The sequence below is a fragment of the Flavobacterium degerlachei genome (genome assembly GCF_900106645.1).
Lineage (GTDB): Bacteria > Bacteroidota > Bacteroidia > Flavobacteriales > Flavobacteriaceae > Flavobacterium > Flavobacterium degerlachei.
Map to the genome: position 1 here is coordinate 21,555 of NZ_FNMV01000011.1, position 24,626 is coordinate 46,180.

Annotated in this window: 21 protein-coding genes; 12 read left to right on the forward strand and 9 right to left on the reverse strand. The window is 34.6% G+C overall.

Going from position 1 to position 24,626, the window contains the following annotated elements:
• Positions 1–17 precede the first annotated feature (17 nt).
• Together folE and BLV91_RS11805 are read left to right on the forward strand one after the other, a co-directional pair.
• On the forward strand, positions 18–632 hold the full coding sequence (gene folE / locus BLV91_RS11800; protein WP_091433551.1) for a GTP cyclohydrolase I FolE: 615 nt from the start codon (positions 18–20) through the stop codon (positions 630–632).
• A gap of 23 nt (positions 633–655) precedes the next feature.
• Positions 656–2,074 carry an SDR family oxidoreductase gene (locus BLV91_RS11805; protein WP_091433556.1) on the forward strand — a complete coding sequence of 473 codons (1,419 nt, stop codon included), beginning with the start codon at positions 656–658 and terminating at the stop codon, positions 2,072–2,074.
• A 263-nt stretch (positions 2,075–2,337) separates the two neighbouring features.
• On the opposite strand, the gene BLV91_RS11810 is transcribed toward BLV91_RS11805, so the two are convergent.
• The 8 genes from BLV91_RS11810 to BLV91_RS11845 form a co-directional block, all read right to left on the reverse strand.
• Positions 2,338–3,633 (reverse strand): cryptochrome/photolyase family protein, encoded by a 1,296-nt coding sequence (locus BLV91_RS11810; protein ID WP_091433560.1) that lies wholly within the window; start codon positions 3,631–3,633, stop codon positions 2,338–2,340.
• The gene (locus BLV91_RS11815) at positions 3,633–4,094 is read right to left on the reverse strand and encodes an SRPBCC family protein (RefSeq protein ID WP_091433563.1); all 462 of its coding nucleotides are present in this window, start codon (positions 4,092–4,094) and stop codon (positions 3,633–3,635) included. The genes BLV91_RS11810 and BLV91_RS11815 overlap by 1 nt, the downstream gene beginning before the upstream one ends.
• A 166-nt stretch (positions 4,095–4,260) precedes the next feature.
• Complete coding sequence (locus BLV91_RS11820; protein ID WP_091433565.1) at positions 4,261–4,701, reverse strand: sterol desaturase family protein; 441 nt, start codon at positions 4,699–4,701, stop codon at positions 4,261–4,263.
• Positions 4,702–4,745: 44 nt separating this feature from the next.
• Positions 4,746–5,585 carry a phytoene/squalene synthase family protein gene (locus BLV91_RS11825; protein ID WP_091433567.1) on the reverse strand — a complete coding sequence of 280 codons (840 nt, stop codon included), beginning with the start codon at positions 5,583–5,585 and terminating at the stop codon, positions 4,746–4,748.
• A gap of 2 nt (positions 5,586–5,587) precedes the next feature.
• Positions 5,588–7,057 carry a phytoene desaturase family protein gene (locus tag BLV91_RS11830; protein WP_091433569.1) on the reverse strand — a complete coding sequence of 490 codons (1,470 nt, stop codon included), beginning with the start codon at positions 7,055–7,057 and terminating at the stop codon, positions 5,588–5,590.
• Between the two features lie 35 nt (positions 7,058–7,092).
• Positions 7,093–7,989: a MerR family transcriptional regulator gene (locus BLV91_RS11835; RefSeq protein ID WP_091433571.1), complete on the reverse strand. Its 897-nt coding sequence runs from the start codon at positions 7,987–7,989 to the stop codon at positions 7,093–7,095.
• A 194-nt stretch (positions 7,990–8,183) separates the two neighbouring features.
• Entirely contained in the window at positions 8,184–9,146 is a 963-nt protein-coding gene (locus BLV91_RS11840) for an ion channel (protein ID WP_091433573.1), read from the reverse strand.
• Between the two features lie 292 nt (positions 9,147–9,438).
• The gene (locus tag BLV91_RS11845; RefSeq protein ID WP_091433575.1) at positions 9,439–11,481 is read right to left on the reverse strand and encodes a CotH kinase family protein; all 2,043 of its coding nucleotides are present in this window, start codon (positions 11,479–11,481) and stop codon (positions 9,439–9,441) included.
• Positions 11,482–11,779: 298 nt separating this feature from the next.
• Between BLV91_RS11845 and BLV91_RS17130 the strand changes: the two genes are divergently transcribed.
• The 10 genes from BLV91_RS17130 to BLV91_RS11890 all read left to right on the forward strand — a co-directional run bounded on the left by BLV91_RS17130 (position 11,780) and on the right by BLV91_RS11890 (position 21,429).
• Positions 11,780–13,366, forward strand: coding sequence for an HAD-IC family P-type ATPase (locus BLV91_RS17130; RefSeq protein ID WP_217636967.1), 1,587 nt, complete (start codon positions 11,780–11,782; stop codon positions 13,364–13,366).
• A 120-nt stretch (positions 13,367–13,486) separates the two neighbouring features.
• Positions 13,487–14,371 (forward strand): HAD-IC family P-type ATPase, encoded by an 885-nt coding sequence (locus tag BLV91_RS17135; protein WP_394331838.1) that lies wholly within the window; start codon positions 13,487–13,489, stop codon positions 14,369–14,371.
• A gap of 174 nt (positions 14,372–14,545) precedes the next feature.
• Positions 14,546–15,181, forward strand: a complete 636-nt coding sequence (locus BLV91_RS11855; protein WP_091433576.1) for a phosphoribosyltransferase — start codon at positions 14,546–14,548, stop codon at positions 15,179–15,181.
• 37 nt (positions 15,182–15,218) lie between these two features.
• Entirely contained in the window at positions 15,219–15,854 is a 636-nt protein-coding gene (locus BLV91_RS11860) for a dienelactone hydrolase family protein (RefSeq protein WP_091433578.1), read from the forward strand.
• Between the two features lie 274 nt (positions 15,855–16,128).
• Positions 16,129–16,812, forward strand: coding sequence for a nitroreductase family protein (locus BLV91_RS11865; RefSeq protein WP_091433579.1), 684 nt, complete (start codon positions 16,129–16,131; stop codon positions 16,810–16,812).
• 92 nt (positions 16,813–16,904) lie between these two features.
• Positions 16,905–17,765, forward strand: a complete 861-nt coding sequence (locus BLV91_RS11870; protein WP_091433581.1) for a DUF808 domain-containing protein — start codon at positions 16,905–16,907, stop codon at positions 17,763–17,765.
• A 10-nt stretch (positions 17,766–17,775) separates the two neighbouring features.
• Complete coding sequence (locus BLV91_RS11875; RefSeq protein WP_091433583.1) at positions 17,776–18,216, forward strand: GNAT family N-acetyltransferase; 441 nt, start codon at positions 17,776–17,778, stop codon at positions 18,214–18,216.
• A 9-nt stretch (positions 18,217–18,225) separates the two neighbouring features.
• Positions 18,226–18,699 (forward strand): SRPBCC family protein, encoded by a 474-nt coding sequence (locus BLV91_RS11880; protein ID WP_091433585.1) that lies wholly within the window; start codon positions 18,226–18,228, stop codon positions 18,697–18,699.
• 103 nt (positions 18,700–18,802) lie between these two features.
• Positions 18,803–19,696 (forward strand): dienelactone hydrolase family protein, encoded by an 894-nt coding sequence (locus tag BLV91_RS11885; RefSeq protein WP_091433587.1) that lies wholly within the window; start codon positions 18,803–18,805, stop codon positions 19,694–19,696.
• A 692-nt stretch (positions 19,697–20,388) separates the two neighbouring features.
• Positions 20,389–21,429, forward strand: coding sequence for a zinc-dependent alcohol dehydrogenase family protein (locus BLV91_RS11890; RefSeq protein ID WP_091433589.1), 1,041 nt, complete (start codon positions 20,389–20,391; stop codon positions 21,427–21,429).
• 191 nt (positions 21,430–21,620) lie between these two features.
• Here BLV91_RS11890 and carB read toward each other — a convergent pair whose 3' ends face one another.
• The gene (gene carB / locus BLV91_RS11895) at positions 21,621–24,473 is read right to left on the reverse strand and encodes a carbamoyl-phosphate synthase large subunit (protein ID WP_091433591.1); all 2,853 of its coding nucleotides are present in this window, start codon (positions 24,471–24,473) and stop codon (positions 21,621–21,623) included.
• Between the last annotated feature and the right edge of the window lie 153 nt (positions 24,474–24,626).

The following is a 24,626-nucleotide window of genomic DNA, read 5'->3' on the forward strand; positions in this document are numbered from 1 at the left end:
ACTAATAAGACCAGAATATGATAGTTAAAGAAATCAAAAGTTACGAAAAAGTAGAGCGTTATGATACTGAAATCACTGATGCAATTGCTGAAAATTATAAATCTATAATCGATAATTTAGGGGAAGATGTGAATCGGGAGGGAATTGTGAGTACACCGGTTAGAGCAGCTAAAGCAATGCAATACTTAACGCATGGTTATGGCTTGGATCCACTAGAAATTTTAAAGTCGGCACTATTTACAGAGGATCACAGACAGATGATTGTTGTAAAAGATATAGAAGTGTATTCCATGTGTGAACATCATATGTTGCCATTTTTTGGAAAAGCGCATGTTGCTTATATTCCGAATGGTAAGATTGTAGGGCTGAGTAAGATTCCTCGAATTGTTGATGCTTTTGCGAGAAGAATGCAAGTACAAGAAAGATTAACCGATCAAATAAAAGATTGTATTCAAGAAGCTCTAAATCCGCTTGGCGTCGCTGTCGTTATTGAAGCACAACATATGTGTATGCAAATGCGCGGAATTCAAAAACAAAATTCGGTTACAACCACATCGTCTTTTACTGGTGCATTCGAAAAAGACAAAACCAGAAAAGAATTTATAAGCCTAATTTCCAATAAATTTAGCTAAATTTAATACTTAAAATAAAATTTATGAAAATTCTCTTAACGGGCGCAACAGGTTACATCGGGAAACGACTATTACCAATTTTGGTAGGACAAGGACACGAAATAATCTGTTGTGTTAGAGATAAAAATAGATTTTACACTCCAAAAGAATTCGAAAAGAATATTGAAGTAATAGAAGTCGATTTTCTTAAGGAAGAAACGCTATCTGCAATACCATTAGATATTGATGCCGCTTATTACCTCATCCATTCTATGTCTAGTTCATCAGACAATTATGATGAATTAGAAAGCACTTCAGCTAATAATTTTGTGCAACGTATCAATCAAACGAATGCCAAACAAGTTATTTATCTTACTGGAATTGTCAATGACAAATCGCTTTCGAAACATTTGTCTTCAAGAAAAAATGTAGAGGACATTTTAAGTTCAGGAACGTATGCCATGACTGCACTTAGAGCAGGAATTATCGTTGGTTCTGGTAGTGCATCCTTTGAGATTATTAGGGATCTAGTGAACAAGCTTCCTATTATGATTACTCCAAAATGGCTCAATACAAAATGCCAACCCATAGCAATTGCTGATGTACTCGACTTCCTTTCTAAATCATTACTAAACCCCGTTACTTACAATCAAAATTTTGACATTGGCGGACCTGATATTCTTACTTACAAGGAAATGTTGTTGGGTTTTGCCAAAGCAAAAAAACTAAAACGATGGATTTTCACTGTACCTGTAATGACACCCAAATTATCTTCTTATTGGTTGTATTTTGTAACATCTACCTCTTATAAATTAGCATCCGCTTTAGTAAGCAGCATGAAAGTTGAAGTGATTTGTAGAGATCATCGCATCAATGAATTACTTCAGCTAAAACCCATGACCTATGAACAGGCTTTGTCTAGAGCATTAATAAAAGTAGACGAAGATAAAGTAGCGTCTAGCTGGAAAGACTCTCTTGTTAGCGGCCGATTTAACACCAACATGTCAGAGCACCTGATAATTCCTGAAAAGGACTGTTTTATTGATAAAAGAAAAATGAAAATCATAGACAGAGAATATACCGTAAATAAAATCTGGTCCATTGGTGGAGATACGGGCTGGTATTATGGAGATTGGTTATGGGAATTACGTGGTTTTATAGACAAACTATATGGTGGTGTTGGTTCCCGCAGAGGACGTACGAATAAAAGAGAAATTCATGCAGGTGACGCCTTAGATTTTTGGCGCGTACTTTATGCCAACAGAGAAGAAGGGAAATTAGTTTTGTTTGCCGAAATGAAATTACCAGGAGAGGCTTGGCTGGAGTTTAAAATCATTGATAACACCTTAATTCAGACAGCAACTTTTAAACCGAAAGGATTCTGGGGGAAATTATACTGGTATTCTGTTTTTCCTTTTCATGGGTTTATATTTAATGGAATGCTTAATAAATTGATTAAGTAGTTATTTGAAACATATAAGTTTATTAAGATATTTTGGAACTGATGCTGTTTTAAGGGAGTGTTGAATAAATTGATTTTAACATATAAGTCATATAAGTTTTTTTTAGACAACATAGAAAATTCTAAGACAAAAAAAATAAACCATTAAGACATTAAGTTTGATTAAGCTTTTGACAACTTAATTTTCCTTAATTTCTTAATGGTTCAAATATCAGTAAAGAATACTTTTTTTAAACTTAAATGACTTCTATGTTTAGAAAAAAATCATTTCAGTATCCCCGCTTTATAAGTCGCAATCGCTCTATCTCTTGCCATAGCATGTTCTACCATAGGTTCGCCATATCCTAATTCAAATTCTTTTATCCATTTCCTGATGTAGATTCCGTCTTTGTCGAATTTTTTTTGCTGAATTTCTGGATTAAAAACCCTAAAATAGGGCGCCGAATCACAACCGGTTCCCGCAGCCCATTGCCAGTTCCCCACATTGGCTGATAAATCATAATCCAATAGTTTTTCGGCAAAATAAGCTTCTCCCCATTGCCATTGTATCAGTAAATGTTTGCAAAGAAAACTTGCTACAACCATCCGCACTCTATTGTGCATGTATCCGGTTTCATTGAGTTGTCGCATTCCGGCATCAACCATTGGGTATCCCGTAGTTCCAGAACACCAACGCTTGAAATCGTCTTCATTATTACGCCACTGAATTCCGTCATAAGCAGATTTGAAATTGTGAGTGACTACTTTTGGGAAGCTGAACAAGATTTGCATAAAAAACTCTCTCCAAATCAATTCGCTCAAAAAAACATCGTTTTTATGAAATGCCCAATTTACTAATTTGCGAGTACTTACTGTTCCAAAACGTAGATGTGGCGAGAGATAAGAGGTTTGATCCAAAGCAGGATAATCTCTTATATCTTGGTAATTAGAAATAAATTTTAAGTTGTGAGGCTTTACTTTGATAGGACTTTCTTCGAAACCTATTTGTTCTAAGCTTGGAAAATTAAAGTCGGATTTATGAAAATTAGAAAAACCAGCTTTGGTATCATATTCCTCAACCGGAGCCATTGATTTGTATTTCTCTAACCATTTATTTTTATAGGGCGTATAGATGGTGTAAGGTAAACCATCTGCTTTTGTGATTTCAAGTTCTTCAAAGATTACTTGGTCTTTAAAAGTAGAACAAGCTGTATTATTTGATTCGAATAATTCACAAATGGCTGTATCCCGCTTTATCGCATAGGGTTCGTAATCTTTGTTAAAGAAGACTTCTTTTACGTCATATTCTTGTGTAAGTGATTTCCAAACAGCAGTAGTATGTCCTTTTTTTATCAAAAGTGAAATTCCTATTTCCTGTAGTTTATCATTTATTTTCGAAAGTGATTCATGTATAAAACCAACCCTAGCATCATTTTTTGGCAAACTCCCTAAAATTGAATCATCAAAAATAAACATTGGTATTACAGGATATTTTGACTTCAAAGCATGAAACAAACCTACATTATCCTCCAGACGCAAATCGCGTCTGAACCAAAAAAAAGTTACTTCTTGTTTGTTCATTATTTAGAATTAAACATTTTATCGACCATGACACGCCTATGCTCAAAAATATCTTTTAATTTATTTTTAACGACTAATGCATTCATGATACGTCCAATGAAACCCAAAGGCAGGGCATAGTGCACTACATCGGTCATTTTTGTACCGTTTTCTGTGGCTTCAAAAAAATGTTTGTGGTGCCATAAAGCATAAGGCCCTGAAAGTTGTTCATCGACAAAATAACTTTTTTCCTTTACAAAAGTGATTTCGCTTACCCAGGATAGTTTTAACCCTAAAAGAGGAGACACTTTGTATTGTATAATTTGGCCTGCATACATGGATTTATTATCGAAATCAGTGATTTCAAACCCCATTGTTTCAGGTGTGATTTTTTGAAGATTTTTTGGATTAGAAAAAAAAGTCCAACATTCTTCTAAACTTGCATTTACGTGTTGAACACTTTCTTTTTTATAGAGTTTCATCTGTCTTTTATTTTGTTTTTCAATAGAAAATTGTAGGAAGCGTGGATTGCGTGAGGGATAATAGTGGAGCTCTTTTTATAACTGGTATTTTTTACCAGTTATAAAAAAGCGGGAACGAATAGCCCGACCCGCCTTTTTTTTAGCGGGTCACGCCCAAAAGGAATTATTACATTTTATAATATTTGAAAGGTACAAACAACATCCCAAAACACTCTCCGTGCTCTTTTCCTAGATGCTTGTGATGCACTTTGTGCGCTTTTCGCAATCCTATCAGGTACTTGTTATTGGTGTTTTTGAACCACTTAAATCGCTGATGAATCAGGACATCGTGTATCATGAAATAACAAAATCCATAAAATGTGATTCCGAGTCCAATGAAAAACAGATAGTTTACGCCACCTTGCACTCCAAAATAAAAAAGTACGATGCTGGGAACGGCAAAAATCACAAAAAAAATATCGTTTCGTTCAAAAACATTAGCATATTTGGGTTGGTGATGATCAGCATGAAAATACCACATCAATCCGTGCATTACGTACTTATGAGTCAGCCAAGTAACACATTCCATAAAAAGAAAAACGCCTAGAAATATTAAAAAGGAAATCATTGTTTTTTATTTATAAATATTCATTTTAAAAATAAGCATATTTTTTATACTAATCTCAACTTGTAGGTTACAAAAGATTGCGCTAGCAATCCTGCTTTAGTATAGTTAGAAACCCGAATCCTTTCATTTCCAATCTCATGACAAGGGGTATTTTCTAACTTTTTCAACAGCTTTTTATAGTATACAAAGGCAGTGTAAACACCAAATTTAGCAACGATAGGCAGTTTCATAATACCTTGATAGGCAACTCTAAAATCCTCTTCGATTTCGTTTATAATGTCTTGTTTGGCCTTTTCATCAAATGAGTTTAAATCCACTCCAGGAAAATAATTCCTGTTTAAAATCAAATTATCATCCTTAAGATCACGCAAGAAATTAACTTTTTGAAAGGCTGATCCCAAACGCATCGCCTCGTCTTTTAGCTCATTGTATTTTTTTTCATCTCCATTCACAAAAACCTTAAGACACATTAAACCTACGACATCAGCTGAGCCATAAATATAGTCGTCGTACTCTGCTTTACTATCGTAATCTGATTTGATTAAATCTAATTTCATACTTTTCAAAAAAGATTGAATCATATCATCAGTAATATTATATTGCTTGACCGTTTGCTGGAAAGAGTTCAGAATAGGATTCAAACTAATGCCTCTTTCCATTCCCTTGTAATACTCCTTTTCGAAGTCGTTAATCAAATCCTCTTTGTCGTAACCATGAAATGAATCCACAATTTCATCTGCAAAACGCACAAATCCATAGACGCTATAAATCGCATCTCTTATACTTGGCGAAAGCATATAGACTGCCAATGAGAATGAAGTACTATAGTTTTTTGTTACTATTCTACTGCATTTAAAAGATACATCGTCAAATAATTGCTTCATAATTATTGTTCTAAAAATTGCTTGTTTACTAAACCTGATACTAATTTTCCTGATATTAATGCTGGAGGCACACCCGGTCCTGGCACTGTCAACTGCCCTGTGAAATACAAATTATTGACCTTTTTGCTTTTTAGTTTTGGTCTTAAAAAAGCAGTTTGCATTAAAGTGTTTGCCATTCCATAAGCATTCCCTTTGTAAGAATTATATTCTTCTACAAAGTCATTTTTACAAAACGACTTTTTAAAGATAATATTATTTTTTATACTTTGTTGCGTTAAAACCTCAAAACGATCGATTATTTTATTAAAATATTCTTCTCTTAACTCCTCAGTATCATGGATCCCAGGAGCTAGTGGAATAAGAAAAAAACCAGACTCCATTCCTTCTGGAGCAGCTGTTTTATCAGTAATTGATGGGAAATTGGCATAAAACAAAGGTTCCTTTGGCCACTGCGGTGCATCATAAATATCCTTTGCATGCTGATAAAAATCAACATCAAAAAATAAAGCATGATGTGATATGTTTTCTATTTTCTTGTCAAAACCAACATAAAACAATAGAGATGAAGGAGCAAATACGCGGCTATCCCAATATTCTTCTGAATAAGCTCGATATTCCTTGTCTAATAAGGTTTCTGTATGATGGTAATCAGCACCACTCAAAACTATGTCCGAGAATATCGTTTCACCATTAACTACTACTGCCTTGGCTGATTTATTTTCGACAATTATCTTATCAATATTAGCATCAGTATGAAAAACAACACCCAGCTCTCTCGCTAGACTTTCCATCGCACGAACTACATCAAACATTCCCGTTTTAGGATGCCAAGTTCCTAAACCAAAATCGGCATAATTCATAAAACTATAAAATGATGGCGTATCTGATGGTTTTGCTCCCAGAAATAAAACAGGAAATTCCAAAATTTGAATTAGTCTCTCGTTTTTAAATTTCTTACGAACATCCCGACTTATATTGCTAAAAAATTCTCCGATTTTTTTTGTCGTTTCTACAGTCACCAGTTCTAATGGCGAAACTCCTGGACGGTAAACTAAATCCTTGATGGCAATATCATAATTGCTTTTGGCTTCCGTAATGAATTTATTCAGAACAGCACCGCTTCCATTCTCTATGGCTTCAAAAGTAGCTTCAATTTCTGCCAAATTATCTGCGATGGTAATAAATTCATTTTCTCCAAAATAAACTCTATAAGCTGGTGATAGCTTAATGAGCTCATAATAATCAGAAGTTTTCTTTCCGAAATCAGCAAAAAAACGATCAAAAACATCAGGCATCCAGTACCAACTTGGTCCCATATCAAATGTAAATCCGTCCTTTTTAAATTGTCGGGCTCTTCCTCCTATCGATGCGTTCTTCTCATAAACGGTTACCTCATGGCCACTTTTAGCTAAATAGCAAGAAGCAGACAATGCTGAAAACCCTGAGCCTATAATTGTAATTTTCTTTTTCATTTGTTTAGCAAATATAAGAAATGTTTAAACAAAAACTATAATTTTTCTATTAATTCACTAATCGAACCAAAAACAGCGATTTTATCTGACTTCCCTTCCTTTTCAATAAATTCAGCCAGTCTTCCTAAATACCACAATTCCGTATTTTCGTCAAGCAGCTCCTCTTCCATTTGCTGAACGTATTCGTTTACGGCATCTTTCTCTGGCTGAACTGTCAGATATGATACAAATACTATAGAGTGAAAATGCTTTTTTAAATCTTTCAAATTATCAATTGGCATACTTTCCCCAAGGTAAATTGTCTTGTATCCATGCAGTAGAATCTCATAGTTCAAATACATCAAACCTAACTCATGTATTTCATTCATGGGAAGAGAAAGCACAAAAACGGTATCCACTTTTGTACGTTTAAAACCCTGAAGTTTTTCCGTATTAGTCAACAGCTTTTGTTTAATCAAGTAACTAATGAAATGTTCGTGTGCAGGTGTAATTGTATCCGTCTGCCACAACAATCCCAACTCCTCTAATAAAGGTATGAAAACTTCGTGAAAAACCTCCTTGAAAGACTTCTCTGCAATTAACCAATTGTAAGTATTGAGAAACAACTCCTCATCATAATTCATCATCGCCATTTTAAAAGCACTAATAGCGTGACTTTTGGCATTTTTAGAAGATATTATCTCTCTAACAAGCGAAGGTATTTCATTTTCAGAATAGGATGCTATTTTGGAAATTTTGTACCCATAATCATGCAGTAAAGTGATGTTTAACAGTTTTTGCAAACTAGCTAAATCATACAATCTTATATTGGTATCTGTACGCATGGGTTGCAGCACATTGTATCTTTTCTCCCAAATTCGTATGGTATGAGCCTTTATGCCTGAAAGATTTTCAAGATCTTTTATGCTAAAAACACTTTTTACATTGTTCATCGTTTATAATAATTTATTAAACAAATGTAAAATAAATTTATTAATAAATCTCAAATAATTAAGTATGATTGCTATTAGAGCTATTTAAAATAAAAATAGTCCCACTATAGTACGGTATAATAAGGACAATGCAAATAGGAATAAAGTGCTTCAGACTTCATTATGCAAGGTGCAGAAAACTCAACAATAGGGCACTAATTTAGATTCACCTTATCGTAGGAATTCAATTTATCCAAATACAAAATAGTTTTTGAATTGTCCATACTTCTGGTATACATGGGCTCAAACTTAGCTCCATAAATTACCTCATCAAAAGTATAGGAAGTACGAATTGCTACGGTATTACTGAACATATCGTCAAAGGTTTTGACAAAAACGACTATTTCGCCGTTGTTATTGGCAAAATCATCTTCACTGAATTGAAATAAGGGGCTGTCTTCGGTAATAGGATGAACAAGAGTCCAACTTAAGGAAAGTGCGTTTATTTTCTCTAATTCTAAATCCAATGCATAAAATTTATTAACTAATTTACCATTCTCTTCAATACTCATTCCAAGAGTAATCTTAGCTTCGGCATCTGTAAAATTAGTGTTTTTAAACGGCGTTAATCGAATCATTAGACCGCTGATTTCACCATAAGGCGCAATGACTGCATTATGAGAAAATTTCAAAAAAGCTTTTGGTCTGCTAAACCTCCCGAAGAACAAACCCGTTGCAATAGCAAAACTCAACAAACCCATCAAAGCCTCAACTGCTGAGAGTGCGCTAGTCAAAAAACCCGTGGGACTGATATGCCCGTAACCAACAGTGGTAAATGTTTGAGCGCTAAAAAAGTACGCCTGACCAAATTTGACCCACTCACTATCAGAACCCGCTATTCCATCAAGATGCTCTATTCCGATTCCATAATAAACGCTCGCAAACACAAAGTTAATTCCCAAATAAAAAGACAAAATAATAAGCATAAATCTCCAAGCTGGCATGTCAATCATCGTATGGTACCAACTAATCCGTTGCAAAACATGTATCCCCCGTTTTTCAATGTTAGCTGTACCATTTTTATTAATAAAGCGCCCGCCGTAACTATTTGCATTTGTACCAAACCCCGTATTTTCGTCTGCTTTTGCCTTTTGATTTATTCGTCTTAATATTGCCATTTATTGATTCTTATAAAAAAGTAAAATTACATAAAAAGCGGAAAGAATAGTCTCTTTTTACTTTGTTAATTCACAATTATTCAACCCTTAATGTAGCTGTAGCTAATTGAAACTCACTTTAAGCTAAAACTGTTTTACAATTGAATAGTTTTGTAAAAAAACAACTAAAAACCTCCACAACTATTTGATATACAATACATTTTATAAAACTATAAACATAAAAGAAGCGATAGGTGAAAATTTAAAATTTCACCTATCGCCTCTCAATAATGACTACTCACGCAAGTTAGAGTTATTTTTTCATGATTTTTTGGCTGCTTATTGCGTCGTCATTATAAATTCTAACAAAATAAATACCCTTAGTATAGGAACTCAAATCGATTGTTATCGTTTCAGAGTTTACTTTAATCTCCTGAACTAAAGCACCTAATATATTAAATATCTGAATACTGCTCATGGGCTTAACACTCTGAATCCTCATAATATCAGCAATAGGATTGGGATAAATTCTAAAGAAAGACGGTGCTGAAAAGGACTTAGCTGAGAGCACATTGCTGGTAGTAGCCACCCAACTTGAAGCTAAATTATTATCCAAAGAGGTGCTTATTAATTCGAGGTAACTCCCACCTCCATCAGCGGCTGTTGGCCATGGGGCAGAATCAAAGTACTCCACGGTATCTATTATATTTCCATCGGCATCAGCAAGAACAATCTTTTGAGATTTATTGGATAAATTTCTAACAAACTGACCAAAAGGCACTACTCCGTATTTACTTTGAAAAGTACTGCTATTACTGGCCAAAAAGATCGTTTCATTTGCTCCAATGGTTGAGTTAGAAGCGAATTGATAGCTCAGTCCTAATTGGCTAAAGTAAACTCCAGACAAATCTAAAGGGACATCACCTATATTTTCAAGTGCAATAAATTCTAAATCATCACTCTCAGGGAAACTGCCTGACGTTGCGGGATTATAATTAATTTTTGTAATTACCAAAGGCGGTAATGAAACCGTAGCACAATCTGCATAAGAGCCTATGTTATTTGATATCCAGGTAGATCTTTCAGCAATAAAGGTTTTAATCCTATCTACATCGGCGGTATGATCAGCAAGCGTTTCCCATCGTTTATTCTCGCGAGGTATAGCTTCACTAATATAACTTAAAGTTTTATCTATATAAGCAATCAACAGCTCTTTGTTCAACGGCTGGCCAGGCGCGATTACTTCATTCCATCGTTTAGAAAGCTTACATTTAAAATCACTGTTGTCAAATAAATAACTCCAAAACGGCGGTCCAATTCTATTCCCGTTATTAAATTGCCATTGATCTACTACACTGTCTGGATCGAAAGTACTTCCAAAACTAAAATTAAAATCCCAAACAGGTCCTGCTCGCAATTTACCTCCGCGGTCTTTATGAAAAAAGGTGCTGGACTGATACACGTCGGCATTAGAGCTTAACTCATTCACTAACATAAAATCAATAAAGGAAGGTACATCTATAATGGTTCTGTACCCATCAACTAAATCATTGTTGTAGGCTTGGTCTTCCATCCTATTAAACTCCGCTTTGATATACTGGGTTTGTTCTGGTGTCGCATTTTCAGGCTTAGGTAAATCATGTACAAATTTAGTTTCGTCCATCCAGAAAGCTACTGGATCACCACCGGTCGTTTTATCTGCTTTTGTAATATATCCGCCAGTAATATTGGGCAATGCATTATCCGTTGCTTCAATCTTTAAAACATTGACCCTCTCTTTATCAGCTTTTATTTTTTCCTGAAAAACATACAAGCCCTTGTAATCGCCATTGATCACTACTTCACAAAATTCTGTTTTAACGGCATAGTTCCCTAATTGTCTTGACATATAGTAGGCTAAATAATCCCTGACCAAAGAAGGATCAAAACCTAATCCATTTAAAATCCAGTCATTCTCACTTGGCATTCCAAAAATACTTACGTTATTATTTGATGTATTATCTGCCTTCAATGTGGTTAAACCATATTGCTTTTTTGGAAGTGTTTGAGTGGAAGAACCCCTAATTTCGATACCAATTCTACCACTATAATTTAAAAAACTTGCCGTATTTTGATCTGAAAGGTAATTTCTAGTGCCATCAGGTCGCTTGATTATTTTCATAGTTGCCAAAATTTTTGGGTCATCCAAAATTTCAAGCGGCGAATTAGTGCCTGGATCATTATCTGTAGTAATAATAACGATAGGTAGATTACTATCAGTAAAATTTTGTGCTGTTGCAGAATAGGATGCAATCAATACAACTAACAAATTGAATTTGAAAATTGTTTTCAGCAAATCAGTGTAAAGCTTTTCCATGATCTGATTTATTATTGAGTTCTATATTAAATTTAAGAAAAAATTAAATACAAATCACTGTTAATCAATTATTTAAATTATAATTTTTAATATAAAATAAAAACTACATTTTTGCTTTTTGATTAATTATATCTAATAATATCATTAATATTATTTATTTGGTTCAAAAAAAAAGTAAAAAAAAACTAGGATGTGGTATCAAAATATTGAAAAACAAAACGTTTTTTTTTCGCTAACTTTGATAAAACACTGTGATTAAGCCATTAAAAAATCCCCGTTCAAAAGAAATTTATTTTATTTGGTAAAAACTTCTTATACAACAGCACACTTTCATTCATATACAATCAATGTAGAAATAAGAACACCGATTATGCAAGCTTCTGAAACAGATACTTTTTGGCAATATGATAATCAATATTGGCTTGGCAAACTAAATAGCTCTGCCAACGGATTATCACAAATAAATGCAAACCAAGCCTATCTTCAAGCAGAACATATTGTAAAAATGAAATCGGTTTTTAGGAAAGATTTTACACTGTTAGTAGGACAATTTAAAAGTCCGTTAATGTTATTACTAATTGGAGCAGTCATATTATCTGCTTTTGTAGGAGACACATCCGATGTGTTTATTATCCTTTTCATCGTTATATCTACAAGTTTATTGAGTTTTTTTCAAGAACGAAATGCCGGTCGAATTGTTGATAAATTACAGTCTATCATCGCTTTGCAATGCACCGTTATCAGAGATGGGAAAGAAACAAATATCATAGCATCAAAAGTAGTTGCAGGAGATTTAATCATTCTAAAAGCAGGAGATCTATTGCCTGCAGATTGCCTTATCATTGAGGCTAATGAATTACACGCCAACGAAGCCAGCCTGACAGGAGAATCCTATCCAGCAGCTAAAGAGGCAGGAATACTAGACGAAAATACCGAATTAACCAAAAGAACAAACTCCTTATGGCAAGGCACTAGTATAGTAAGTGGAACGGCAAAAGCAATAGTAATCAATACGGGGGCTCACACTATTTTTAGTACTATTACTAAAAACGCAAATGCTACTGTTGAAACCAAATTTGAAAAAGGAATAAAAGATTTTGGTTTTTTTCTAATGAAAATTACCTTGGTGTTATCACTTTTTATATTGATTATTAATTTATTGTATCACAAAAACGTGATGGAGTCCGCATTATTTGCTTTGGCTCTGGCTGTAGGAATGGCTCCAGAACTATTACCCGCCATCACTACAATTGCTATGAGTGCTGGCGCTAAAAGGATGCTAGCAAAAAAAGTAATTGTAAAAAAACTTACTTCTATTCAAAATTTAGGAGAAGTAAATTTACTATGTACTGACAAAACCGGAACTATTACTGAAGGTACTATAAAAGTAATCGCGACTATGGATGGGCTGGGAAGCTGCAGTGAATTTGTAAAAGAAATTGCATTTTGGAATGCTTCTTTTCAAACAGGATACTCAAATCCTATGGATGATGCCTTAAAAGAACTAGTAATTGATTCCAAAATCACTGCCGTAAAAACAGGAGAAATTCCTTATGATTTCATCCGCAAAAGATTGAGTATTTCAATTCACACCCAAAATGATAATTTACTGATTAGTAAAGGAGCTTTTAGCCAAATTATTTCTATCTGTTCATCGGTACGTTTAAATGATGGCTCGATTGCCAACTTAGAAGTACATAGTGCAGCAATTGAAAAGAATTACGAACAATATGGGATAGATGGATTAAGGGCAATTGGTATCTGTTATAAAAGCACAAATGGGGGATCAATATCAAAAGAAGATGAAAACACGATGATTTTTGCAGGCTTCATTTTACTTGAAGATCCTATTAAAACTGGTATAGTAGAAGCCATAGAAAAATAAAAAAAACTACAGGTTAATCTAAAAATAATTTCTGGCGATAATAAAAATGTAGCAAAATCAACGGCTTTAAAAATTGGCATTAAAAATCCTTTTATCACCACAGGCCAAGAACTCTATAAAATAAGTCCCGAAGCCTTAAAACAATTAGTAAAAAAAATACACGTTTTTGCCGAAGTAGAACCACAACAAAAAGAACGAATTATTCTAGCTTTACGAAAAACATATACCGTCGCTTATATGGGAGATGGAATAAATGATGTTTCGGCAATTAATGCTGCCGATGTGGGTATTTCTGTCGAAAACGCAGTTGACGTAGCTCGTGAAGCAGCCGACTTTGTCCTGATGGAAAAAGATTTAAGTGTGATTATAGACGGTATTAAGGAAGGCCGAAAAACATTTGCTAACACTTTAAAATATATTTTTATCAATACTGGTTCTACTTTTGGAAATATGTTTAGCGTAGCAATCGCATCGCTATTATTGCCATTCTTACCTATGTTACCCAAACAAATATTGTTGACCAATTTTATCACTGATTTCCCCTACCTCACAATAGCATCTGATAATGTCGATGCTGAACAATTAAAAAAAACCGGCAAATGGAATCTTAAATTCATAAGAAACTACATGATTATCTTTGGGCTTCATAGCTCAATCTTTGATGTAATTACTTTTCTAGTACTTTATTATCTTCTAAAAGTAAAAGAATCTGCTTTTCAAACCGCTTGGTTTATTGAATCCATACTGACAGAGTTATTTATCCTGTTTATCATTCGAACCCATAAAAATTTCTTCAAAAGCAAACCTGGAAAATACCTTTTCATTCTCAGTATTTTAGGCTTACTAATCACTGTCACTTTACCTTATACTCCTCTTGCAGCTGAAATTGGATTAACTCCTCTCCCATTGCTGAATTTTTCAATAATGTTAATAATCGTAGCAATCTATATCATTACTGCAGATCTATTAAAAGTTTGGTTTTTTAAAAAATATAAGAGCAGCTAAAATATTTTTGTAAGAATAGTTTCTATTTGCTGAAAATTTCATAAAAACAATACGTTAAACAAAGTACAAATTGCATCTAAAAGTTAAATAAATTTTAGATTAACAATCATAACTATCTAAAAATCAGTATCTTTATTGTAACAGTTCCCTTATTATTAAATAAAAATTATAGTTATGTACGACGAGCTTTTTAAAGATAGAATGGAGGCGGGTTTATTACTTTCTGAGAAATTAAAAAAATATCAGGATAGTAATTCGATTGTTCTTGCCATCCCCAGAGGAGGCGTACCCATTGGCTATGAAGTTGCCAAAAGACTACATCTTCCTTTAGATATTGTACTCTCTAAAAAAATTGGACATCCTTTCAATAAAGAGTTTGCGATAGGCGCCGTATCATTAGATTCCGCTATAATTGACGAACACCCCGATATCTCAAAAGAATATATTGAACAAGAAATTATCAGGCTTAGAGAACTATTGCGAGAAAAATACAAGTTGTATAAAGGCAATCGCGCCCCCATTGCGATTGAAGGCAAAAATGTCATCATTGTCGATGATGGAATTGCAACTGGAAACACCCTACTTGTTAGTATTGAGATGTTGAGAAAAAAAAATCCAGCAAAAATCATAGTTGCGGTTCCCGTTCTACCGTATGACACCGTCAAAATATTCGAACAGAATACGGATGAATTTATATATCTGATAGCCTCAAAAAGTTTTAGAGGAGTGGGTGGCTTCTATGAGAAGTTTTATCAGGTGGAAGACGATGAAGTGATTAGTATGCTGAGCGCTTCCAACGCAATCGAATAAAAATACGACTAAGTATCATTATATAAAACTTTGCAAGATGAAGAAATTTGACATCGATATCCCCTTGACTTCCGTCATCCTGAAGGGAGATTTAGTAATTCCTAAAAACGCAACAGGGATTGTTGTCTTTTCTCATGGAAGCGGTAGCAGCAGATTCAGTACCAGAAATAGAATGGTTGCCGAACTTATCCAGAAGCAAAACATTGGAACCTTATTATTCGACCTTCTTACGGAGAAAGAGGATCAGGTTTACGAAAACAGATTCAACATTGATTTACTTGTCAGCCGATTGATAGAAACCACCGAATGGCTTATCGAATACGATGAAGTTAAGGGATTACCCATTGGATATTTTGGAGCAAGTACAGGTGCGGCTTCAGCATTGCGAGCTGCAGCCTATTTTGGTGACACTATAAAAGCGGTGGTATCCCGTGGAGGTAGACCTGATTTAGCTTTAAGTGCTCTGCATCAAGTAACCGCACCCACTTTACTGCTGGTTGGCGGAATGGATGTCCCTGTAATTGAGATGAACAAAACAGCCTTTGACGAATTACATTGCGAAAAAGAAATGAAAATTGTACCAGGAGCCACGCATCTTTTTGAGGAGCCAGGAAAGTTATTAGAAGTCGCAGATTTAGCTATTAACTGGTACAAAAGACATTTGGTCACTTAAGAGCCAACATACTGATTATACTTTTAAGTAAACCATAAAAATCCAGATCCCTGGATTTTTTTTTTTGCACTATACCATTTGCTAAATGGCAATTGCTATTACCTAGTTATTTCAAATATACCATACCGCAACGAGGACTAATCTAATAGAAACTCCAGAACAACAGATGACTAACTGCATAACAGTATCTTATCATTTGAAGAATAAAAGTTACCACTAACACGGATAAATTTAATTATATTTGGATCTACGAATAGTCCAAAATTTATTAAAAATGCCAGATAAAAAATACATCGAAGAACATCCATATATCGCTTACAGCAAACCTATACTGACTGATGAAGAAATGTTAAAACGTTCTAAATCCTTTTATGATTTTATGGACAACCGACGCTCTGTTCGGGAATTCTCTGACAAGCAAGTTCCGCGTGAAGTAATCGAAAACTTAATAAAAACAGCTTCCACAGCCCCTTCTGGCGCGCACAAACAACCCTGGATCTTTTGTGTAGTATCTAATCCCGAAGTCAAAAAACAAATACGCATCGCTGCCGAAGAAGAGGAACTGGAAAGTTACGAATCCCGTATGTCGAGCGATTGGCTGGAAGATTTAAAACCTTTGGGAACTGATTGGCACAAACCCTTTTTAGAAACTGCTCCTTACCTGATAATCGTTTTCAGGCGCATATATGAATTTGGCGCAGACGGAAAAAAGAAAAATAATTATTACGTTCAGGAAAGTGTGGGTCTCGCTTGTGGTTTTTTATTGGCTGCAATACATGATGCGGGTTTAGTTTCACTAACACATACTCCAAGTCCAATGAATTTTATAAGCAAAATCTTAAATCGTCCTGAAAACGAAAAGCCTTTTCTTTTGATTCCCGTGGGTTATCCTGCAGATGAATGTTGGGTTCCCGATATTCAACGAAAAGAACTGGAAGACATTTGCGTTTTTTATTAAATAACTTTGACCTAATTAAGAGAACATTCGAATAAAACATTTAAGAAGAACATTCTACTTTAAGAAATTACAAACAAAAAAGAATTAAATATATGGCTTCAGGATTTTTTGCCCTTTTAGATGATATTGCAGTACTTATGGACGATGTTGCTGTTATGAGTAAAATTGCCACAAAAAAAACAGCGGGAATATTAGGGGATGATTTAGCGGTTAATGCCGAGAAAGCTTCTGGCTTTGTTTCTTCAAGAGAAATTCCAGTATTGTGGGCAATTACTAAAGGCTCATTATTAAATAAATTAATTATTCTTCCATTAGCTTTTCTATTGAGCGCTTTTGTGCCTTGGATAATTACTGTAATATTAGTGCTAGGAGCTATTTATCTAGCCTATGAAGGTGCAGAAAAAATATACGAATACTTTGTGCCTCATCATCATACAGAAAGTAAAATTGACTCTAAACCTCTAACGGAAGAGGAGATTTTACTTCTTGAAAACGGCAAAATAAAATCAGCTATTGTAACTGACTTCATATTATCTATTGAAATCGTAATCATTGCGTTAGGAACCGTTTTAGGCCAACCTATACTAAACCAGATAATTGTAGTCACTTTTATTGCAATTCTAGCAACCGTAGGTGTTTACGGAATTGTTGCACTGATAGTACGAATGGACGATTTCGGACTAGCTTTAAAAACAAGAAAAAACACCATTGCGCAATTTACAGGAGGCATACTAATTAAAGCTTTACCACAAGTCATCAAAACATTAGCTTTTGTAGGCACAATAGCATTATTATTAGTAGCTGGTGGAATATTTGCACATGATATTGAACCATTACATCATTTTTTAAATGGTTTCCCTGATATTATAAAAGAGTTCATACTCGGCTTAATTGGCGGTATTATCGCTTTGGGCATCGTTTTACTTTTTAAAAAAATCTTTAAAAAGAAATAAATAGAGCACAATGATTTCGATACAATTGATAGACAGCAAAAATGATTTATACCAATTAGAAAGGGAACTTCGAAACAAAATTTTATTGCGTCCCATAGGTATTCCAGATCATGCTTGGGAAATGCACGATGAAAAATCTTGGCACTTTGTTGCCGTTGAAAACGATGATGTAATTGGTTGTGTGGTTTTGGCTCCTTTGGACCAAGAACAAACAAAAACCCAACTCATGCAAATGGCAGTCGAAACCAATCAGCAGGGAAAAGGAATTGGTAAATTGTTAGTGAATGAATTACTGGCTTTTTCTAAATCCAAAGGGATTAAAGAAGTCGTTTGTCATTCTAGAGACAATGCAGTTCCTTTTTACTTAAACTTAGGATTCGAAATATACGATGCCCCTTTTGTAGAAGTTGGCATCAAACACTATCACATGAGAATTAATTTAGATAATTAAAAAAACATAATGAATATAGACAACACTTCATACGCCGAAGCAGCCATGCTAATTAGAAAACCAATCTCTGAAGTATTTGAAGCCTTTATCAATCCAGAAATCACGACCAAGTTCTGGTTTACAAAAGCATCTGAAAAATTGCAGGAAGGCAAGTCCATTGATTGGGTTTGGGAAATGTACGGCAATCATACTGTAACTGTCAAAGTACTTTCTATTAAAGCAAACGAAGCCATTGTAATCCAATGGGGAGACGATGAAAAAGCAATAGCCGAATGGGAATTTAATGATTTAGGCGATTCTAAAACCTTTGTTACTATAACTTATAATGGAATTCAAGGTAAACAAGACGAAATGTGTGCTCAGATTAGAGATGTTACTGAAGGTTTTACCCTCGTTCTCGCCGGACTAAAAGCCTACTTAGAACACAATATTCAACTGAATTTAGTAGCTGATCGCTTTCCTGTAGAATTAACCGAGGACTAAATTTGACATACAAAATAGTGATTAGAGTAAAAAAAACAACTAATATCTTATTAGATTGAAGCAATACCTTTTTTCCTTAAATTAGTTGAAATAAATAACCGCTATGAAAAAACTAACCAAAGAAGATATCAGTCAGGAAGTCTTTGACCTATACGATGACTACGCGCATAATAAAATAGAAAGAAGGCAATTCATTGAAAAACTATCATTATTTGCCGTAGGAACGCTTACACTTCCGTCGCTGCTGAGTTTTATGACACCTAATTACTTAGACTCCATCTTGATAAAACCCGGGGACCCGAGGCTAAAATCAGAATTCATTACCTACGATTCCCCTAAAGGCGGTGGAAAAATCAAAGCGCTTTTATCACAACCTGCCGAAACTAAGAAGAAATTACCCGGAATCATTGTGGTACATGAAAATCGTGGCCTGAATCCATACATTGAAGATGTAGGACGAAGAGCCGCTATAGAAGGATTTATTACTTTGGCACCCGATGCTTTATCTCCACTAGGCGGTTATCCCGGAAATGACGATGCAGGAAGAGAATTACAAAAAAAACGTAGCCGTGAAGAAATGCTCGAAGACTTCATAGCAGCTTACGAATACCTAAAATCTCATAAAGATTGTAATGGACATATTGGTGTGGTAGGATTTTGTTTTGGAGGTTGGATTGCTAATATGATGGCGGTCAAAATCCCAGATTTATGCGCTGCAGTTCCGTATTACGGAGGACAACCTACTACCGAAGAAGCCGAAAAAATAAAAACCCCTATCCTAGCGCAGTACGCCAGTCTAGACAGCCGAGTAAATGAAGGTTGGCCCACTTATGAAGCAATTCTTAAAAAGAACAAAGTTGAACACACCGCTTATTTCTATGAAGGCGTTAATCATGGTTTTCACAACAATACCACGCCCCGATATGATGACAAAGCCGCCACTTTATCTTGGACACGTACAATTGATTTTTTCAAAGAAAAATTGAAAAAGATATAGCTGTAGTTTAAAAAAAGTCCTCTGATTGGGACTTTTTTTTATGTTTAGTTTAACTTTTGAGCAACTATTTCTTAAAAATAAAGGAATGCTAAATTTGGCTATATTTGAGAATAGGCAAACATGTACACCTCTTTAAGTCTATATATCTTTCACAAATTCTGTATCATCAATGGTTTTGAAAGGATAACTTCAAAAATTCCGTAAGACAGTCGACTGGATTAATGCCTCATTGAGAAAATTTGATAACAATACAATACCATTACTTTTAATACGCAACGAGAGTAGACCACCAATAAAACAACCACTTGCAATCCATGCCAAAAAGAAAATTGAGTGTAACTCGACCGAATATTCTTTAATTTTTTGGTTTCAAAGGTTATGACTATTTCTACCTTTTTAATTCATCTGATAAAAAGTTAAAGGCTAAAGAAAAAACATTGCCTTTAAATTTTCATTTTGCCATACAAGAGCTTTAAAAAGAGGAAGAATGAAGCTTCGGGCATATGGATATGAATTCACTTAGCAAAGCTCAATTGACAGATGATTTTAAACTAAATTTCAAATTAAACAAATAAGGTCCCTTTTCATAATATGTAAACAAAATATCCTATATTTGAGTAAATAGACGTAATTTATTGATTAACAAACATATAACTCATTAAAAAATAGTTAAATCCTAAAAAACAAAGAAAATGAAAGCATTAGTTTATTATGGCGATCATAAAATCGCTTTAGAAGAAAGACCAAAACCAACTATCATAAAACCGACAGATGTAATTGTAAAAGTATTAAAAACAACTATATGTGGAACCGACTTAGGTATTTACAAAGGTAAAAACCCCGAAATTGAAAGTGGACGTATTCTTGGTCATGAAGGAATAGGTATTATTGAAGAAGTTGGCGCCAGTGTATCGCAGTTTAAAAAGGGAGAAAAAGTATTAATTTCATGCATTACTTCTTGTGGTTCATGCGAATACTGTAAAAAACAAATGTACGCTCATTGTAAAGATGGAGGTTGGATTTTAGGATATATGATTGATGGAGTTCAAGCAGAATATGTTAGAATTCCTCATGCTGATAATAGCTTGCATAGAATCCCTGAAAGCATTGATGATGAAATAGCTGTTTTGTTAAGCGATATTCTGCCAACGGGCCATGAAATAGGTGTTCAATACGGAAACGTAAAACCTGGCGATGAAATTGCAATTGTTGGCGCAGGTCCGGTTGGGATGTCTGTACTTTTAACAGCGCAGTTCTACTCTCCTTCTAAAATAATTATGATTGATCTAGATGACAACCGACTTAAGTTAGCCAAAGAATTAGGTGCTACACATACCATTAATTCTGGAACAACAAATGTTGAAGAAGCTGTTAGAGAAATAGTGGGTGGTGATGGTGTAGATGTCGCTATTGAAGCGGTTGGTATTCCTTCTACTTGGGATATTTGTCAAAAAATAGTTAAACCAGGAGCTCACATTGCTAATGTAGGCGTTCATGGTGTAAAAGTAGATTTTGATATTCAAAAACTATGGATTAAAAATCTAACCATAACTACTGGACTTGTAAACACAAATACAACTCCGATGTTATTAAAAGCAGTTTCAGGTAATAGTATGGATTTAAAGAAAATGATCACACATCGTTTTCCTCTTTCTGAACTTGAGCATGCATATCAAGTGTTTTTAAATGCTGCAGAAGAAAAAGCGCTAAAAATTATTATTACTAATGAATAAATAATAGCCCTAATAAACAGAATAAAAAAATGATTGCCAGTAGCTATACTATTTATAATACCAGATAGTGATAACACAACACAATCGTTAGCGCAGTTTTACAAACTTTGCCCATAATAATTAGTCTTCAAAACAATACCCCATAAAAAAAGCCCCAATCAAGGGGCTTTTTCAATATATTCAATTTAAGCTTATTTGCTCAAGTACATTTTTCTTCTAGAATACAACTCGTAGAATTGATCATCTTTTAAGTCATCAATAAACAAGATACTTTCTCCTGTTGATTTCATTTCTGGTCCTAATGCTTTGTTTACATTATGGAACTTGCTGAAAGAGAAAACCGGTTGTTTAATCGCGTATCCTTTTAATTGCGGATTGAATTTAAAGTCGGTTACTTTATTGTGACCTAACATTACTTTCGTAGCGTAGTTTACATAAGGTTCTCCGTACGCTTTTGCAATAAATGGAACAGTACGTGACGCTCTAGGATTAGCTTCGATAATATAAACGGTATCGTCTTTTATCGCAAACTGAATGTTGATTAAACCAACAGTTCTTAAACCTAGTGCTATTTTCTTAGTATGATCTTTTATTTGTTGCATTACAAATTCACCCAAGTTAAAAGGAGGCAAAGTTGCGTTACTATCACCAGAGTGCACTCCACAAGGTTCAATGTGCTCCATAATTCCTATGATATACACATTTTCTCCGTCACAAATCGCATCAGCCTCTGCTTCTATCGCACCATCAAGATAATGATCTAAAAGCAATTTGTTTCCAGGGATTGTTTTCAATAAGTTAACAACATGCTCTTCAAGCTCTTCCTTGTTGATTACAATTTTCATTCCCTGACCACCCAACACATAAGAAGGACGAATTAATAAAGGAAAGTCTAAAGTATCTGCTAAAGCAGAAGCTTCATCAGCAGTCTCGGCAATTCCAAACTGAGGGAAAGGAATTTTTAATTCAGTTAATAAATCAGAGAAACGCCCTCTGTCTTCGGCTAAATCCAAAGCATCAAAGCTAGTTCCAATAATTTTTATTCCGTATTTAGATAATTTTTCAGCTAATTTCAAAGCCGTTTGACCACCTAATTGTACAATTACACCTTCTGGTTTTTCATGTTTGATAATATCGTAGATATGCTCCCAGAAAACCGGTTCAAAGTATAATTTATCAGCTGTATCAAAATCGGTAGAAACCGTTTCAGGATTACAGTTGATCATGATTGTTTCATATCCACATTCTTTGGCGGCAAGCACCCCGTGAACACAGGAGTAATCAAATTCAATTCCTTGTCCAATTCTATTTGGGCCTGACCCAAGAACAATTATTTTCTTTTTATCAGTAACAATACTTTCATTATCTACATAACGAGTTCCGTCAGCTTTTTCAATTTCAGCTTCAAAAGTCGAGTAGTAATAAGGTGTTTTTGCTTTGAACTCCGCCGCACAAGTATCCACTAATTTGAATACACGGTTGATGTTCATATCCATACGCAAAGTATGCACTTGGCTTTCTAAACAACCTACCATGTGTGCAATTTGTCTGTCAGCAAAACCTTTTTGTTTCGCTTCAAGCAAAAGTTCTCTTGGTAAAGCATCTACTTTATAAGTAGAAATCTCTTTCTCTAAAGTATAAAGCTCTTCATATTGCTTCAAGAACCACATGTCTATTTTAGTAATTTCATGGATACGGCTCAAAGGAATTCCCATAGCAATCGCATCATAAATTACAAAAACACGGTCCCAACTTGCAAAAGTCAGTTTCTCTATAATTTGTTCGTAGTTTGTATATCCTTTTCCGTCAGCACCTAAACCATTTCTTTTGATTTCTAATGATTGAGTAGCTTTATGAAGCGCTTCTTGGAACGAACGTCCAATTCCCATTACTTCACCTACTGATTTCATTTGAAGTCCTAATGTTCTGTCAGCTCCTTCAAATTTGTCAAAGTTCCAACGCGGTATTTTCACAATCACATAATCCAAAGTTGGTTCGAACAATGCCGAAGTAGATTTGGTAATTTGGTTTTGCAATTCATCCAAGTTGTATCCTAAAGCTAGTTTTGAAGCAATTTTCGCAATTGGGTAACCTGTTGCTTTAGAAGCTAATGCAGAAGAACGAGACACACGAGGATTGATTTCAATCGCTACGATATCTTCTTTATCATCCGGTGAAACGGCAAACTGCACGTTACAACCTCCAGCAAAGTTTCCGATGCTACGCATCATCAAGATTGCCATATCACGCATTTTTTGGAACGTGGTATCAGATAAAGTCATTGCTGGCGCTACTGTAATTGAATCTCCAGTATGAATTCCCATTGGGTCCATATTTTCGATTGAACAGATAATCACAACATTGTCATTTTTATCTCTTAAAAGTTCCAACTCATATTCTTTCCAACCCATTAAAGCTTTGTCAATCAAAACCTCATGAATAGGTGACGCTTCTAGACCTCTGGTCAAAAGAGTGTCAAAATCTTCTTTTTTGTATACAATTGCAGCTCCAGTTCCACCTAAGGTAAACGAAGGACGGATTACTAAAGGGAAACCAAATTCCTGTGCAATTTCTTTACCTCTAAGGTAAGAAGTACATATTTCTGCCGGAGCAGATGGTACTCCAATTTTCTTAAGCAATTGTTTGAACTGCTCTCTATCTTCGGTAATATTGATTGCATTAACATCTACACCTATCATTTTTACTCCAAAGTCTTGCCAGATTCCTTTCTCGTCCGCTTCCAGACACAAGTTCAAAGCCGTTTGTCCACCCATTGTTGGCAACACCGCATCAATTTGAGGATGTGCTTTTAGGATTTCAATTATAGATTTGGTTGTCAATGGTTTCAAATAAATATGATCGGCCATTGAAGGGTCGGTCATAATTGTAGCAGGATTTGAATTTATCAAAATAACTTCAATTCCTTCTTCACGAATGGATCGTGCAGATTGTGATCCGGCATAATCAAATTCACATGCTTGACCAATAACAATAGGACCTGAGCCTATTATTAGTACTGATTTAATGGAGGTATCTTTCGGCATTTTATTGTAGTTAATGTGTTGTGTAGTTGTTTTCAACAAGGCCAAAGTTACTGAACTTTAAACCTTTGGGTCTAATGATTAAATATTTTTTAACGATTAGATATAAAAAAAGGCGGTACTAAAAAAAGTAACGCCTTATTTATGTTTATACAA

Excerpts from the sequence above, each read along its gene's own strand:
- folE (WP_091433551.1), top strand. The coding sequence starts at position 18 with ATGATAGTTAAAGAAATCAAAAGTTACGAAAAAGTAGAGCGTTATGAT.
- BLV91_RS11805 (WP_091433556.1), top strand. The coding sequence starts at position 656 with ATGAAAATTCTCTTAACGGGCGCAACAGGTTACATCGGGAAACGACTA.
- BLV91_RS11810 (WP_091433560.1), bottom strand. The coding sequence starts at position 3,633 with ATGAACAAACAAGAAGTAACTTTTTTTTGGTTCAGACGCGATTTGCGT.
- BLV91_RS11815 (WP_091433563.1), bottom strand. The coding sequence starts at position 4,094 with ATGAAACTCTATAAAAAAGAAAGTGTTCAACACGTAAATGCAAGTTTA.
- BLV91_RS11820 (WP_091433565.1), bottom strand. The coding sequence starts at position 4,701 with ATGATTTCCTTTTTAATATTTCTAGGCGTTTTTCTTTTTATGGAATGT.
- BLV91_RS11825 (WP_091433567.1), bottom strand. The coding sequence starts at position 5,585 with ATGAAGCAATTATTTGACGATGTATCTTTTAAATGCAGTAGAATAGTA.
- BLV91_RS11830 (WP_091433569.1), bottom strand. The coding sequence starts at position 7,057 with ATGAAAAAGAAAATTACAATTATAGGCTCAGGGTTTTCAGCATTGTCT.
- BLV91_RS11835 (WP_091433571.1), bottom strand. The coding sequence starts at position 7,989 with ATGAACAATGTAAAAAGTGTTTTTAGCATAAAAGATCTTGAAAATCTT.
- BLV91_RS11840 (WP_091433573.1), bottom strand. The coding sequence starts at position 9,146 with ATGGCAATATTAAGACGAATAAATCAAAAGGCAAAAGCAGACGAAAAT.
- BLV91_RS11845 (WP_091433575.1), bottom strand. The coding sequence starts at position 11,481 with ATGGAAAAGCTTTACACTGATTTGCTGAAAACAATTTTCAAATTCAAT.
- BLV91_RS11855 (WP_091433576.1), top strand. The coding sequence starts at position 14,546 with ATGTACGACGAGCTTTTTAAAGATAGAATGGAGGCGGGTTTATTACTT.
- BLV91_RS11860 (WP_091433578.1), top strand. The coding sequence starts at position 15,219 with ATGAAGAAATTTGACATCGATATCCCCTTGACTTCCGTCATCCTGAAG.
- BLV91_RS11865 (WP_091433579.1), top strand. The coding sequence starts at position 16,129 with ATGCCAGATAAAAAATACATCGAAGAACATCCATATATCGCTTACAGC.
- BLV91_RS11870 (WP_091433581.1), top strand. The coding sequence starts at position 16,905 with ATGGCTTCAGGATTTTTTGCCCTTTTAGATGATATTGCAGTACTTATG.
- BLV91_RS11875 (WP_091433583.1), top strand. The coding sequence starts at position 17,776 with ATGATTTCGATACAATTGATAGACAGCAAAAATGATTTATACCAATTA.
- BLV91_RS11880 (WP_091433585.1), top strand. The coding sequence starts at position 18,226 with ATGAATATAGACAACACTTCATACGCCGAAGCAGCCATGCTAATTAGA.
- BLV91_RS11885 (WP_091433587.1), top strand. The coding sequence starts at position 18,803 with ATGAAAAAACTAACCAAAGAAGATATCAGTCAGGAAGTCTTTGACCTA.
- BLV91_RS11890 (WP_091433589.1), top strand. The coding sequence starts at position 20,389 with ATGAAAGCATTAGTTTATTATGGCGATCATAAAATCGCTTTAGAAGAA.
- carB (WP_091433591.1), bottom strand. The coding sequence starts at position 24,473 with ATGCCGAAAGATACCTCCATTAAATCAGTACTAATAATAGGCTCAGGT.